General features: G+C 54.4%; 14 protein-coding genes. 4 read left to right on the top strand and 10 right to left on the bottom strand.

Features of this window, described 5'->3' with window-relative positions; genetic code table 11:
* Nucleotides 1-65: 65 nt before the first annotated feature.
* From ACZF99_RS08080 to ACZF99_RS08060, 5 genes are all read right to left on the bottom strand, one after another.
* Nucleotides 66-2327 (bottom strand): DUF6259 domain-containing protein, encoded by a 2262-nt coding sequence (locus ACZF99_RS08080; RefSeq protein ID WP_483610651.1) that lies wholly within the window; start codon nt 2325-2327, stop codon nt 66-68.
* A 24-nt stretch (nt 2328-2351) separates the two neighbouring features.
* Entirely contained in the window at nt 2352-3179 is an 828-nt protein-coding gene (locus ACZF99_RS08075; RefSeq protein ID WP_483610649.1) for a carbohydrate ABC transporter permease, read from the bottom strand.
* 28 nt (nt 3180-3207) lie between these two features.
* The gene (locus tag ACZF99_RS08070) at nt 3208-4101 is read right to left on the bottom strand and encodes a carbohydrate ABC transporter permease (RefSeq protein ID WP_483610647.1); all 894 of its coding nucleotides are present in this window, start codon (nt 4099-4101) and stop codon (nt 3208-3210) included.
* Between the two features lie 2 nt (nt 4102-4103).
* The gene (locus ACZF99_RS08065) at nt 4104-5528 is read right to left on the bottom strand and encodes an ABC transporter substrate-binding protein (RefSeq protein WP_483610645.1); all 1425 of its coding nucleotides are present in this window, start codon (nt 5526-5528) and stop codon (nt 4104-4106) included.
* A gap of 85 nt (nt 5529-5613) precedes the next feature.
* Complete coding sequence (locus ACZF99_RS08060; protein WP_483610643.1) at nt 5614-6729, bottom strand: DUF4185 domain-containing protein; 1116 nt, start codon at nt 6727-6729, stop codon at nt 5614-5616.
* A gap of 418 nt (nt 6730-7147) precedes the next feature.
* Here ACZF99_RS08060 and ACZF99_RS08055 point away from each other — a divergent pair, with 418 nt between their 5' ends.
* Nucleotides 7148-8047, top strand: coding sequence for a helix-turn-helix domain-containing protein (locus tag ACZF99_RS08055; protein ID WP_483610641.1), 900 nt, complete (start codon nt 7148-7150; stop codon nt 8045-8047).
* Nucleotides 8048-8127: 80 nt separating this feature from the next.
* Here the strand turns inward: ACZF99_RS08055 and ACZF99_RS08050 are convergent, their stop codons facing one another.
* Entirely contained in the window at nt 8128-9093 is a 966-nt protein-coding gene (locus ACZF99_RS08050) for an acetylxylan esterase (RefSeq protein ID WP_483610639.1), read from the bottom strand.
* Nucleotides 9094-9259: 166 nt separating this feature from the next.
* Here ACZF99_RS08050 and ACZF99_RS08045 point away from each other — a divergent pair, with 166 nt between their 5' ends.
* Both ACZF99_RS08045 and ACZF99_RS08040 read left to right on the top strand, forming a co-directional pair.
* The gene (locus ACZF99_RS08045; RefSeq protein WP_483610637.1) at nt 9260-9592 is read left to right on the top strand and encodes a PadR family transcriptional regulator; all 333 of its coding nucleotides are present in this window, start codon (nt 9260-9262) and stop codon (nt 9590-9592) included.
* A complete protein-coding gene (locus ACZF99_RS08040) occupies nt 9589-10887 on the top strand; it encodes an FtsW/RodA/SpoVE family cell cycle protein (RefSeq protein ID WP_483610635.1) in 1299 nt (432 codons plus the stop codon). Before ACZF99_RS08045 ends, ACZF99_RS08040 begins: the two co-directional genes overlap by 4 nt.
* Before the next feature lie 162 nt (nt 10888-11049).
* Here ACZF99_RS08040 and ACZF99_RS08035 read toward each other — a convergent pair whose 3' ends face one another.
* Entirely contained in the window at nt 11050-11445 is a 396-nt protein-coding gene (locus tag ACZF99_RS08035) for a hypothetical protein (RefSeq protein ID WP_483610633.1), read from the bottom strand.
* Between the two features lie 138 nt (nt 11446-11583).
* Between ACZF99_RS08035 and ACZF99_RS08030 the strand changes: the two genes are divergently transcribed.
* Entirely contained in the window at nt 11584-13578 is a 1995-nt protein-coding gene (locus tag ACZF99_RS08030; protein ID WP_483610631.1) for a M28 family metallopeptidase, read from the top strand.
* Nucleotides 13579-13669: 91 nt separating this feature from the next.
* Here the strand turns inward: ACZF99_RS08030 and ACZF99_RS08025 are convergent, their stop codons facing one another.
* The 3 genes from ACZF99_RS08025 to ACZF99_RS08015 form a co-directional block, all read right to left on the bottom strand.
* Nucleotides 13670-13900 (bottom strand): YuzB family protein, encoded by a 231-nt coding sequence (locus ACZF99_RS08025; protein WP_483610629.1) that lies wholly within the window; start codon nt 13898-13900, stop codon nt 13670-13672.
* A gap of 31 nt (nt 13901-13931) precedes the next feature.
* The gene (locus tag ACZF99_RS08020; RefSeq protein WP_483610627.1) at nt 13932-14234 is read right to left on the bottom strand and encodes an iron-sulfur cluster assembly accessory protein; all 303 of its coding nucleotides are present in this window, start codon (nt 14232-14234) and stop codon (nt 13932-13934) included.
* Between the two features lie 81 nt (nt 14235-14315).
* Nucleotides 14316-14555 (bottom strand): hypothetical protein, encoded by a 240-nt coding sequence (locus ACZF99_RS08015; protein ID WP_483610625.1) that lies wholly within the window; start codon nt 14553-14555, stop codon nt 14316-14318.
* Nucleotides 14556-14817: the final 262 nt, after the last annotated feature.

The following is a 14817-nucleotide window of genomic DNA, read 5'->3' as shown; positions in this document are numbered from 1 at the left end:
GGTCCGTTACTTTCCGTTACTTTCCGTTACTTTCCGTTACGTCCCTCGCGTCACGGATCTCCTGGCTACGTACGCTTCACGGGATGCAGCATCGCTTCCAGCAAAACGACGGAACGCGGCGGGATCGTCAGTTTTAGCTTCCGGGCATCCGCCTTGACGGTTTCGGTTTTCCGCCGCTCCGGGCCCGGCGAATACGTGTGGCAACGCAGCTCCACGACCGGTCCGGCCACGGGAAGATCGTCCGGACATAACGCCACTTCCCGAGCCTCCTCGCCCACGTTGGCGAAAAATAACCCGACGCTTTCGTCGCGGTACTTCCATGCCGCATGCACGATCCTTTCCACGCCTAGGCTCCCCGCATCGTTATACTCCGGGGAACCGATCCCGTGGTTGTAGTGGAACCAGTCCAGCGTCACCCGGCCGGCATCGAGGTGAAGCGGCGGCAGCATTTCGCCGTAAGCGAGATACTTGTTTGCCGCGCCGGTTCGCAACGCGGCAAACAAGCTCAGGTAATCCGCCCGTTCCTCCGCGAAAGCATACCCGCGCGGCTCGAACGCGGCGTAATGCTCGTCGCTCCCGTTCTCCACGCCGTCCAGCGCTTCCATCGGGCTGTATTCGTAATTGAGCTCGTACAGCCCGCCCCACAAATACGTTCGCGCCACCGTGAAATAAAACAGGTCGCCGATTTCCGCCGTCAGCTTGCCCCAGCCGTCCAGCCTGACGGGACCGTACTCGTGGTACACGTAGGCAAACAGCGGCACCAGCTCCGCGTCCCCCGACTTCAGCAGGTCCCGGAACGGGTAGCCCTCCAGCGGGGCGGCCGGTTGACCGCCGGCGCGGGCCTGGTAGAAGTCGAGCACGTCCAGAAACGTTTCGTTCATCATTTCCGTGCCCATCGTCACGTATCGTCCCGCCGCCTGCCCCATCGCCGCTTTCGTCTCGGCGTAATTGAGCCGGTACGCGTCAGTGATCGCTTTGCCCCCGCCGACCGGATGGCCGTGACTGTCGTCGAGGCATGTCTTCAGGATGTTGTTCGCCGAAATGTCGTAATAGATCGCGTCCACGTCCGCTTCCCGCTGCAGCGTTTCGTCCCGGCGGCGGTGCAGCTCACGGGTAAAGGGGGCGGCCGGACAGAGAAACGGGAACCGGTAAGCATCGATGCTCTTTTTGTCCTCCGGGAACCGTTGAGCGGCCGTTTTGGCCCGTTCCCCGTCCGCCCCGGCGAAATTGAACAGATAGTCGAATTCGAATGGAGCAAACCGGTCGCCTTGTTCGCGGATGCAAGCGATGTTGTCCGGGTTGAAGCGGGTCGGGAACCAGTCGTCATAGCCGCCGGGCACGCCCCGGCCGAACGTTTGCGGCGCCTTGCTCCAATCCGGACCGAGGATATGGAACAGCGGCGTCCCGATCCGCTCGCGGTACTTGCGCAGCCACTTCGTCCGGTCGTAGCCGGCGTTGACGCCGAACGTGGCCGCGCCCGCCTCCTCGTACAACCAGCGGAACAGCTCCGCGTCGCCGCGGTCCCGCCGCTCGGCCAAAGTTCCTCTGGCGCACCACGGCTGCCGGATCGCCCACGCCTTGTAGAGGCCGGCGGCTTCAGGCCAGCCCAGTCCGCGAAGCGGCCGCAGCTCCAGCGTGTAAGGAACCTCGATCCCCTTACCGGGACCGATGTCCTCGCAGGCGTGAATGAAGGATGCCTCCAGCCGGCCGCCTTCGTTTTTGTAGAAGTTGAGCCATTTGGCGTAACCGTCCGGATCCAGCGCCGCAAAATACAAACCGCCGCGCTCCTTGCCGTAATAGGCGAAGAACTGCATCGCCGCGCCGGAGAAGCTCTCCGGATAAGGCATGTAACGGAAGCCCGTTCCGTCATGCCGGAAATGCTTCAGCGGATTTCGGACCTGAAATCCCGTGGCAAAGCTGTGGACGACAAAGTCGTCTTCGCCTCCGTCCGTGATCGCCCCAAGATCCGAAAGGATCGGATACTCCAAGCTGATAACGGGCGGTCCGCCCGCGCTATTGTCCACCCCGCAGCGAAATTCCAACCGATCCGCATCTTCCCGCAACCGGAGCGTCCCGGCAACCACCGGGCCCGCCAGGCTTTGCCAGCGGAGCCGGCACTCCAGGTAACCCTCGCCCTGCCGTAACTCGTAAGCAAATTCGCGGAACCCGCCCGAAGCACCGTCTTCCGTCTCCAGCCGGAAGACGTCGCCTCCGGTGCCGTTTGGTTCGATGTATTCCCGTCCGTTCGATGGATCGCGCAGGGAAACGATCGCGCCGTTCTCCTCGCTAAGTCCCACGCACAGCCGGGAGTTTTTCAATTCGATCATCCAAACTTCCTCCTTTCGGCGTCGTTACTTCAACCCGGAGATTTTGATGCCGCGAATAATGTATTTCTGGAAGATCAGGAAGAGCACGATCGTCGGTACAGCCGCCAGGCTCGATCCGGCCATCAGCATCCCCATCTCCGTCCCGCGCTCCGATCGGAACGTGGCCAGATACTGCATGATTTGAAACAGGTTGACGTTCGTAATCGTCATCGTCGGCCAAACGAAGGAGTTCCAGTAGCCCAGGTACGAGCCGATGCCGACGATGACGAAAACCGGATACGACATCGGCAGGAAGATATGCGTAAAAATTTTGAAGCGTCCCGCTCCGTCGATCAAAGCCGCTTCCTCCAGCGCCAGCGGAATATTGAGATAGAACTGCCTGATGAAAAACATGTGTCCGGCGGAAGCGACGCCCGGCAGCACGAGTACCGCCAGCGTATCCAGCATCTGTAGCTTGGTTACGACGATAAACGAAGTCACCAGGATCGCCATGCCGGGAATGAACATCGTCATGATGACGTACACCCACAGCACCCGCTTGAAGCGGAATTCCAGACGGGCGAACACATAAGCGGCGGAGGCGTTGATCGCCAGGCTTAACACGGCAAACAACACCGCCCCGCCAAACGTTAGGATCATCGATTTGAGAAACATATTGTCCTGCAGGATAGAGATGTAATTTTCGACCAGCCACCGCTCCGGGAAAAACCGGAACGGCGTGGACAGCACCTCCGTTTTGGCCTTGAATCCGGCGATCGCCATCCACAGCAAAGGAAACAATGCGATGCAGGCGACCAGGATCCCGGCGGCATACAGGACGATTTTGCCGAACAGCGCTTTGTGGTTGCTCATCGTCTCTTAGTCCTCCATCCGGGTTATTTTAACCGTCCACCGCTTTATCCGAGTTCAACACCTTGAAAATGATCGCGGAGATGCTGCCCAGCACGAGGAACAGCAGCAGCGCCGAGGCGATGGAGTGACCCACCAGCACGTCATTCCGGAAATGGTTGAAAATGTACAGGTTCGGCGTTTGCGTCTCGTTGAGCGGACCGCCGCCGGTCATGACCAGCGGCAGCTCGAACTGCTGGACGGCCCCGGTGAAGCCGGTGATCAGCAGATACAAAATCACGTTTTTCAGAAGAGGCAGCGTAATCCGCAGCATCTTCGTCAGACCGCCGGCCCCTTCCAGCTCGGCCGCTTCGTAGTAGCTCTCCGGGATGTCAAGCAATCCGGCCAGCATGATCAGCGTCGTAATCCCGAAGCCGAGCCATACGACCGGCACCGCGATGCTCGCGAGCGCTGTGCGAACGTCGGCGATCCAAGCTATTTTTTCCAGCCCGAGCAACCCGAGCAGGTAATTGGCTAGGCCGGCGTCATAGTCGTAAATAAACGCGAAGACAATCGATGCGATGATGCCGGAGATCACCGTCGGGATGTAGATCGACGTTTTCACGAATCCGGACCCGCGTCTTCCCATGCCTTTGATCACGTGGGCGAAGAGGAAGGCCAGCACCAATTGGACCGGAACGACCATCAGCGAGAAGCGGAGGCCGATCAGAATCGACTTCGTAAACAACGGGTCGGTCAATACGTTCGTGAAATTGCGGAGCCCGACGTAAACCGAATCCTGGTAGAAGCTCCAATCGTAGAAGCTGACCCGGATGGCATACGCAAACGGAATGATAACGAACACGGTGAGAAGCGCCAGAATCGGCAGCAGCATGGCGTATGCCACTTTGTTGTCATAACGAGGCTTGGAACGGGAACGATGCATCCTTACTCACCGCCGTTAGCTCTCGGGTTTGTCCCTGCCAGCTTCTGCTTCTCGATGAAATTGTTGATTTCTTTCTCCGCGGTCGCCAGCGCCTTATCGACGTCCTCGCCTTTCATGGCCTTTTCGATCGCGGTCGCGAAGAACATGCTGATGTCCCAAGGATACACCGGCTCCGCTTCGGAATAAGGCACGACCTTCTCGGAGATCAGCTTGCGCCACTCGTCGTTCTTCGCATCCGGATCCTGATTCATCGCTTCGTCCACCGATTTGCGCGGCGAGAACTTGGAGAATTGGCTCGTTTTGAAGAAGTCGATCATGATGTTCGGATCCCCGGCCAGCAGCCAGCCGATATATTCCGCAGCCGCTTCGGGATGCTTGGATTTGCCGTCGACGACCAGCGTCCAGCCGCCCAGCGTGGCGGTCGTTTTCGTCGGGTCTCCATCGATCGAAGGCATCGGGGCGACGCCGATTTTGTCCAGCATGTTTTTGTATTCATTGCGGAACAAGCCGATCGACCACGATCCGCTGATCTGCATCGCGGTCTTTCCTTGCCCGAACGGCGCCGCGTCGGCGTAACCGGCCAACTGCTGCTTCGGCATGATCCCTTCCTGGTACAGCGTCTTGTAGAAGTTCAGCAGCTCCTTGTAACCGTCGTCCATGACATCCGCTTTGGACCAGTCGTCCGTGATCGGCAGATGCCCGGCTGCATTATATTGCAGGCCCCAACTCGACCAGCCGAGGTCCGGTGCCGTTTGGGCGATCGATACGCCATACACGCCGTTTTGAGTCAGCTTCTTGCCGTAATCGATCAACTCGGTCCATGTCACCGGCGGTTTGGCCGGATCCAGCCCGGCGGCCTCGAACAGATCCTTCCGGTAATACAGCACCGCCGAAGGCTCCACCAGCTTCGGATACGCGTAATACTTGCCGTCCACCGTGACGAAACCTTTGATATTGTCGTAAAGGTCGTCAAACAGACTAGAGTCCAGATAGTCGTTCAGCGGCAAAATCTGGCTTTGCTTCGCCGACGGCGCGATGTTGCTGTAGTTCATCGTCATCACATCGGGCGCCTTGCCGGCCGCCTGCGCCGCTTTCAGCTTCTGCGTCCAAGCGTCCCCCGGCACGATCGTCAGCTTGACCTCGATATCGTCATGCGTCTTGTTGAATTCGTCCGTCCATTTCTTGAACCAGGCATCGGTCGTCTCTTCGAATTTATTGGCCCAAAACTCGAGCTTGACCTTCTCCTTCGGAGCCGCGTTATCACCGGCCACGGGTTCCTCGGCGGCGTTTCCGCCTGCCGTTTCCGCATTCTCGCCCGAAGCGGCATTCCCGCCGTTCCCCGCCCCCCCGCAGCCGGTTACGAACAGGGCTACGATCAGCAGCAATCCCAATGTCCATGACAATCCTTTCAAACGACGCTGTTTCATTTGGTTAACCTCCCTTTTTTATTCGGCAAAACTTCTATTTAAACGCCTTCCGGCGCTTAAACCTGAACGGACCGCGCCACGGGCCTCAATCGCCGGGGCCGGCTTCCTGGAGCGCGGCTTTGAACCAGAACACGTTATACGGATCCCACAGCGATAAGGCAAAATAGAGCGTCCGCCCGTCGTCCGCAAGAAACCGGTCATTCATGAAAGGCGCGTACAACCCCGGAAAATCGGCTGCCGAAACCAAATCGAGCGCGTCGCCCCACGGTCCCCAAGGAGTTAAGCCTTCCCGGAGAACAACGCCTTGACCTTCCTTCAAATACGTCATCAGCCACCGCTCCAGCCCGGGATTCCAGATCACCGACAGTTCCCCGACGTTGTCGTCCACCACGAGCTCGGCCTGCTCCATCTCCTTGCTCCATCGCGGTTGTCCCCGCTCGTCTTCACCCGCAAAATATTCGTAGCTGCTGAGGTCCTCGATCCTTTGTTCCTTGACCCGCATCAGCTTGACGCCGCCGAAACGGCCGGACGGGATCGTCCAGAAATAGATTTCCGCCTCTTCGCCGTCCCCGATTTTGAACGGACTCACTTGAATAAACCCGCTGTCTCCCGGCCACTGGAGCCCTTCCACGATCGCCCACTGCTCCCCGCCGTCTTCCGATTTGACTACGCCGGAGTAATTAACGTCCCATTCTCCGGGATCCCCCCAATGCTGGACCGACATAAAGTAAAGGTACATCGCCCCGTTGGCCGTCAAGCCATGCGTAGGAATCACGGTCATCTCGTCGTAATCGAGCTTTTTCGAGGGAATCAGTTCTTTGGCCAGTCCGACCTCATCCGTAATCATCCCGTCAAACGTAATCCCGTCGGACGGATCGGAATCCGAGCTGTAGGCCATGACGTTGGATCGCCAATAACTGCCGCCCCCTCCCGTCATGCCTTCCGGCCTTTCGCCGAACGTGTCGCCGAAGACGAAGTAGGTTTGGTCCCCCATCGTGAACATAGAACCCAAGTCGGTTCCGTAAACGGCGTACCGATCCGTATGGTTAAGCGAATCCTTGCCGGTCAGCTGGGCGAGTTGCTGCAGATTGGCGGTATTTTTCAAAATAAACGTCTCCCCCGCAGGAGCGGTCGTTTGCGGGAGCACGGAAGGCTCCTTGCTGCAGGAAGCGGTCAATAGGAGCAGCCCGGAAAGCAACATCAATGGCAGGCTGCGCAACGGTGATCATCCCCTTCTTGGCGTCCTCTCGGGGCAGAGCCGCTGGCAACATGGCTGCTCTTCATTTCTGCAATCGATTGCAGATTTCGCAAAAACAAGGTCCTTCGCCCGGCCCAAATCGTCGGCTTTGCTTTCGCCACGTTAAGCCCCCCCTTTCGGTTCGGTTTTAACCGTGATATGATTGAAAGCGATTACATGTTTAAATTTTACATGATCCTCCCGCCTGGTTCTATGTTGGGATTTGTGATTTCTTATCCATTCTTGCTATTGTGACTCCATCAAGATTTCTTCTCTAGCAGCGACACTATCAAATTGCCGAAATCCTAGTATATGATGAATAGATCTTCAAGCTTCCATGGATGGGGGATTTGCTTCCAATCTTGCTATACAGGAGGAACGGATGAACAATCAGCTTATGACGCTTCAGGATTTGATTCATCGCCTGTCGCCCAACGTTCGGAGAGCCTGGAATCACCGGGTCGACGAGATGAGGCTGGCGCCTCGCATCATTTTTGATTACGAGCTGCTGTATATGGAAAAAGGGGAACTCACCCTCCGCGTGGAGAACGAAACGTTCGTCGCGGAGCCCGGGGATATTTTGCTGTTCAAACCGGGATTGGAGCACGAATTCATGGAATCGCGGGGGGAGTGCTGGATGCCGCACATTCATTTTGACGTGCTGTATTATGAGGATTTCGAACAGGTGCCGATCAATTTCAAAAATCGCAGCGAATGCACCGAAGAAGAACTGGCCTGGCTCCGCCCCGACATTCTGGGTACGGTCTTCGGATTTCCCAACGTACTGCGCATCGGCAACCATGCCGAGGTGCACAAAACGCTGATGCAGATCATCCATGCCTACGAGCGGCGCGACGCCGACTACCCGCTGATGCAGAAATCGCTGGTGCTGCGCATCCTTTACTTGCTGCAAAAAGGGCTGAAAGCAAACGACAATGCGCATCTCGTCATGCATCAGCGCGCGATGGAACGGACGGTCACCTACATTATGGAGCATTACAACGAAACGGTTCCGCTGGAGACGTTATCCAAGATCGCTTGCCTCAGCGTGTTCCATTTCTCCCGCATTTTCAAGCAGACGTTCGACCTGACGCCCCATCAGTTCCAAATCCGCTACCGGATCGAGAAATCGAAGGAACTGATGATGTTTAACCGCTTGTCCTTGTCCACGATCGCCGAAAAGGTCGGTTACAGCAACGTCTACTCTTTCAGCAAAGCGTTCAAGCAGGCCGAGGGCATGTCCCCCCGCCAGTTTATGCGCACTTACTCCAAGACAACTTAGGCGGGCCGGATCGCCCGGAAGATCGTAGCGCCGACCGGCCCGAGACGGAAGGATAGGAAGGCGAAGCCTCCCCTTGCCCTTTACGACCACAAATGCTCGCGCAAAAAAGCGTACGCCTTCAACCGATGCTCGTCAGGCCCTTCCTCATGCCCCATAAACGGGTAAAGCAGCAACTCCTTGCCCGCCGCGGGATTACGGTTGTAGGCAGCGGCGATCGTTTCCGGCCAGCAGATCAAATCCTTGAAGCCCGCCGAATACAGCACGGGGATATTGATCTTTTCGGCCAAATTCAGATTGTCAAAATAACTCAACGTCGTAAGCACCTGCTCCAACGCACCCGGATTTCGGGCCGCGAATTCGGCGATTTCCGAGACGGAGCCGGTCGAATTCATCAGAGCAAATTCCAGATGGCACAGGTTCGGGACATTGGCGACCGCCGCGCGCGGGACCTCGCTTAACGCCGCCATCTGCAAAGCCAAGCCCCCGCCCTGGCTCGTTCCGTACACCCCGATCCGCTCCGCGTCAATCTCGGGTTGAACGCTTACCCACTGTAACGCCTTCCAAGCGTCGATCGTCATCGCCAGGCCGTAGAATTTCTCCGGCTCCAGCAAGCCTTGCGTCATCCATCCTTTGACGATGCCTCGGTCAGAGGCCAGGTGATTCCCCGTTTCTCCCGACTGCCCGCGCGTGTCCACCGCAAAAACGGCGTACCCCATCTGCAGCCAAACCGCATAATTTTCCGGAATTCCCCGATGACATTGGTACCCTTGGTAAACCACCAGGCAAGGAAGTTTGCGGTTTCGCCCTTCTCCGCCGCTCGGAACCAAAAACCAGCCGTACAGCGGCGTCTCGTCGTAGCCCTCAAACCGTACGCGGTGCGCGGCAACCCCCTGCATAAACGTAGCCGCGGACTCCCGGCGGTCATGCAGCGGCTTGGCCGCAAACCGCTCCAGCGTCCGGCTCCAAAACTCGCCGAAGTCCTCTCTGGCCGTTCGCTCGGCCCGGTACCGCGCTACTTCCGCCATCCGTTCCTGAATCGCTCCCATGATCCGACTCCTCTCATTCTTGTATTGGATAACCGAAAATGCAAAGATTGCATCTATTTTACCAAAGAAAACGCCTGCGGGGGAAACTTCTACTCACATACATAGATTTGCTATGCATATGAGTTCGATGTATAATATTTTCATGATAATGGAAGGTGGTGCCAACTTGAAACTAAATAAAGAGCTGCTCAAAGGGAGCACCGGCATGCTGATCCTGACCCTTCTGGACGAGCGGGAATTGTACGGTTATCAGCTTATCAAAGAGCTTGAACGTTTGTCGGAAGGCGTGTTCGATTTGAAGGAAGGCACGCTATATCCGATTCTTCACGCAATGGAGACGGAACACTGGCTTGAGTCCTATTGGGAGGAAGCCGAGGGACGGAAGCGCAAGTATTACCGGATCACGGACAGCGGCAAACGCCAGCTTCAAGAGAAAAAGCAGGAATGGCGATTATACGCCGGAGCCGTGAATCGTGTACTCGGGGAGGGACCGGCATGAGTCCATTGCATCCGTTGTTGCAAGAGTACGTCAACCGGGTATGCGGGCAAGTGAAGGCTCGCGAGCTGCGCCAGGAGATCAAAGAGGAGCTATCCGGCCATTTGGACGAGCTATGGGAGTCCATGCGAGCCGAAGGGTTAGACGAAGATGCGGCCGCGCGGCGGGCGATTGCCCGGATGGGCGACTCGGAATCGGTCGCGCAGGGATTAAACCGAGTGCACAAACCGCGCATCCCCTGGGCCCTGCTGTGCACCCTTGCGCTGCTGCTGACGATAGCGATGATTGCCGTATATGCCGTGCAGCTTAGCTATAATGCCGGAAACGGATTTTTGTCCGACACCGATTTGTTCGTTAGACAAACGATTTTTATGGGGCTTGGATTGGCGGTTCTATTCACGCTTAGCCGGATTCATTACCGGAAATTGTCCGGCTATTCATCGCTGATCTACGGACTGTCGGTGATGCTTATCCTGGCCGCACACTTGGGGAGTCAGCAGATTAACGGAGCGCGCGGTTATATCCTAGGCGGGATCAACCTCACGGCGGTATGTCCGTATCTCTTCACCGTTGCTGCGGCAGGATATTTTTCCCGGGGAGTTGAAGCACGCCGGAACACTTTGTGGAAGATCTTTGTATTCGGCATCCTCCCCTTGCTGCTGTTCGCGTCGATTCCGTCCGTTGCAAACCTGATGATCTATGCCGTCACCTTCTTCCTCATGCTGTGCTTTTCAAGGCAGGGCTGGCGTTGGGTTACGGCGTACCTTTCCCTCGTCACGGCGATCTTCCTGCTGCCGATGCTGTTAAGCGAGCGCGTCCAGGATCGGCTGGCCGGATTTATCCTGCGAGATCGGGATCCGGAGGGGGCAGGCTATATCTATTTACAAATCGAAAAGGCCGTCCATTCGGCCGGATGGCAGGGGCACGGCTTCGGCTTGCCGATGCAAGAGCTACCTTACATTCATTCGGAAAGCCTGTTTACTTATCTGATCTACAGTCTGGGGTGGATATTCGCCCTCATCGTCTTAGTAGGCATCCTGCTGTTCATATTTCATTTGGCCAAGGCGGCCATCACGGTAAGCGAAAATTACGGAAAAATGCTCATTGCCGGCCTCGGTTCTTTATTCGCCGTTCAATTCGCCTGGAGCGTCGGGATGTCGCTCGGGATCCTGCCTATCTCCAAGGTTCAAATTCCCTTGATCGGCTACGGAGGAAGCGGCCTGCTGGCCCAAATGGCGGCCATCGGACTGATTTACAGCGTATATCGGCGGAAGGATATGGTACGCGTGAGGGGATAGCCGTCATTTAGCTCGATAATGTTATTTCATACATTAAAAAAAGAAACCGTCTTCGAGTATAATGGGGGGGCCATCCGACCATTTTCGAAAGGAGCGGTTTCTTTTTTAATCATATAAACAAGGATTTGAGCAATTTATTAAGTGATTTTTTTCACAAAAGAATCAATTATGATTGTATTGATGAGTCGTTCTAATAAAATCACCTTGTACTTCTTGTGAGACTCTCCCGCAAGCACAACTGTACGTTTTGACTTCATACCAATTGGTAAGATTACAGCTTACTGCTTGTTGACTTCCATCCGGCTTGATAATAATTGCAGAATGTGATCCCCCGGAATATGACGCTGATCGGGTTCCAACTAGAACCAATCTATGTTGACCATCAGCGTAGTAATCACAAGGGAGTGCTTGTGGTTCAATGATCAATTCCGGACTCAAGGATAGAGCGGATGATTGAACTTGAGCGGGTGTAAACGCTTGCCCTTCTGCCGAAACAGTGCCGGCAACTCCTACTAGCAGCATAAACATGGTGAGAAAGAAAATGGTAACTTTCCTCATATTTATCACCTCCTCCCATGTATAGAATACTTTATTTTCTATTTATTGTAAATATATTTCTTATATAAAATAATAAGGTAATGGTATTATTTAGATATACCAAACTATAACAATCGGAGGTTGGAGTTTGTGAGGCATATGTCGTTCAAAATGTTGGCCAGCATCGTTTTCTTATCGCTGACGATCACGCTTTTATTAAATGGTTGCTTTCATGCATCTCCTACGACGGAAGAACTCGGTCTTGAAACAACCGTCAAGGCGCTGTCGGACCCAAAACTTATGGGAAGATTGACGGGAACGGACGGAAATTTAAAAGCGCAAAGTTTAATTGAATCTCATTTCAAAAGCTTGGGGCTGAAACCTTTATTTTCAGACGGCTATTTGCAGCGTTATTCCCACACGATGTTCCATCCGGATCAGCAGGAATTCACGCTAAACTTTCACCTGGAAGATGGGACGGTAAAGCGTTTGACTTACGGCAAGGACTTTTTGGAGCAGAGAGTCCATGAACGGTTTCATACCGTTTCTCCCCTTTCCAATGATTTGCAGGACCCGAATATAGATAAGCGGATTGCTGTAGTCGAAGACAACATTCAATTTTCCGGGGCGTATGAACGCAAACCTATGGCTATCCTGATGCGAAGCGATATTTTTATGAAGCATTTGCCAACAGCATTAGAGGATATCCCGGTTTTGCAGATAAACCCGAAGACGGCGGACTGGTTAAGCCAACATCGTAAGGAAGTCCGGAATGTTGAAATCGGGATGAACTTGCATGCTGAAGAAATTACCGCATCCAATGTTGCAGCCTATCTCCCGGGAACTCAGAAAGAGGAGCATCGGCATGCCATCGTCTTGTCGGCCCATTTTGACCATGTGGGTTGGACCGGAACGGGAAAGGACAAAACGATCTATCGAGGAAGTTTGGACAATGCGTCCGGGGTAAGCGCCTTGCTGCAGCTAGCCTCTATACTAAGCGCGATGCCCACCGCAGAATTCGAAAGCGATCTCATTTTTGCCGCTTTTAACGGGGAAGAATCCGGAATGCAGGGGAGCAAGGCCTTCGTCAAGCAGTTACAAGATCAATACGATCATGTGTATAATATCAATATTGACTGTTTGGGACTTAAGAATGGCGGCAGAACGCTGCTGGTCGGAAACCAATCAAGCCCTCTGGTTACCGCTTTAAACACTTCTATGACGAGACGGGGAATCTCCTCCACGACCGAAGGAGCCTATGGCGGGAGTGACCATCTATCGTTTTGGGAGTCGGGCTTTGACGCAGTTACTGTATCACAGGAAAATATCCAAGGTTTCCATACAAGCAATGATACGCCGGATCATCTCGATTTCGAGCTGCTTGATCAATATGTCAAGGCCTTGTCCGACTTTGTCCTGGAACAAGGAGATTCCCCCGAGTTTGTTCATGCTGCCGTAACTGCAGGGCCGCAAGCCTCAAAACTAACGGCTGAACAGCAGGCAGCTATGGATGAGCTATTTGAACAAGCCGAAAAAGAGCGTGTACGTTTGCATTTGGGAGAATACAAGCTCATAGGCCCGGATGAGCAACCGCTGCTGGTGATTGGAACGAATGAAACCTTTACCGATAAGAGCGCTGCGGAACGAGCCGTGTCGGGCCTGAAACTGCCTGCGAAGATTGGTGGATACACTGTAGATTCCGCTGTTGTCAACTTAACGTACCCTAATATCGAGAGCAAGGAATTCAAAGGCACAGAGTTGAACAAAATTTATAAATTTAAATCGGAAATCACGACGAAAGATATCGAGGGATTAGGGTTGATCTACAAAAACGACAATGGAAAAGGCGTATCTATTTCGGTGAATAAAGCGAAAATCGACTTCGAAGGGCAAAATATCACCGAATCGAAGGAGATTTATAACGGGCGCGAGTATAAAGTCGTTCATTCGCAGGATTTTATCATCCTATCTACCGAAACAACCGCTCACGGACAGTCGTATTATCTCCAGATTTATGGAGGAAAAGACCACAAGGCGAGCAGCGACGAGGCAACGTCGTTTGCGCTGGATTGGACAAGCAAAGACCTGCCGGCGGCGCTAAAATGGACCGATGGAATTGACTGGCAAGAGCTGATCGAGGACATGGGCATCTAATCGGTCGCCAATCCTAAAGAGACTGCCTCTCGGGTCAAGGTTTATGACCTTTTGAGGCAGCCTCTCTCTATCATGCAGTATGAACCGGTCCCTATTTCGGTTTCTTCACAAACGGTGCAGCCTTGGCCAGCACCTCGTCCTCCGTCGGCGCGCTGATGTATCTGCCGTTGATATATACGAACGCTCTTTTGCCGCACGGGCCGCAATACGATTTGCAGCCGATTTTGATTTCCGCGTCCGGCGCGAGCTTTTGCAACTTCGGAACAAACGTCTTCATACGGATATGATTGCATTTATCGCAAATCCGAATATCGTTAGCCATGCCAGGTCCCTTCTTTATCATTAGCTAATGCTTAGTGATCCCCATGATTGCCTTTGGAAGGGTTGGTAATAACGAAGCCTTCCTCCGGAAAATACAAATAATCGATCTTCACGCCGTCAAGCAACGGGTCGGTGCCTTCCACGATGACATCGATGTCCTTGTCGGTTTTGACGATTTGCTCGCCTTCGGCGGGCTTGGCCAAATCCAGGCCGTAGTGGGCGTGATCGCCATGGGAATGCGTAATGAATACCTTCAGCGCCAGTCCCTGGTTCTCTTCCTTGCCCAATTCTTTTTGTATCACTTTCGCCGCATTGCGGGTAATTTTGACGTTCATATGATCTCTCCTATCAGAAAAAATGGCTTCCTAACATTCCTATTGTAAAGAAACGCCGCCCAACAAGCAAGGCCGGGGCCTTTAAACTCCCGGAAATTTCCGTTCCGCCCGGGTCACGAACCAGTTCATCAGCAGCATCGTCACCGCCAGATCGTCGATCGGAATCCAGGGCAGCACATCCGGCAAAACCCAATAGAGCAACGCCGGCACAACTAATAGCAGCTTGTCGGTGAACGGGATTTTGCCCGAAGTCAGCAGCGGGAGAGTCCGGCGAAAAATATGGGACCAACGACGGAGCGACCACCAGCTTTTCCATTTCATCTCCCTCCCTACCTCCTGCCCTCGGGTCAAAAATTGTTATCCCCATTAGAATACCCTATTTTAACACGTTTCATGGCGCAAAAAAACGCCGGACGGCGTCCTCGACTGGTGCTAACTTCCACCTTGTGCGCGTGTCCCTCACGCTGCCTTTGCACGATTATCCCTTTCATTCAGGGGGCAAGGGCCCGGAGTGAGGCGAGCTCTTCTTCCAGTACTTGGCCCTGATCAAAGGGGATAATCGTGCAAAGCGTCCGGGCAATAA

The sequence above is a fragment of the Paenibacillus sp. JL3B1040 genome, assembly GCF_057063165.1.
Note: the sequence above shows the minus strand (reverse complement) of the source record. Positions and strands in the feature narration are given on the sequence as shown.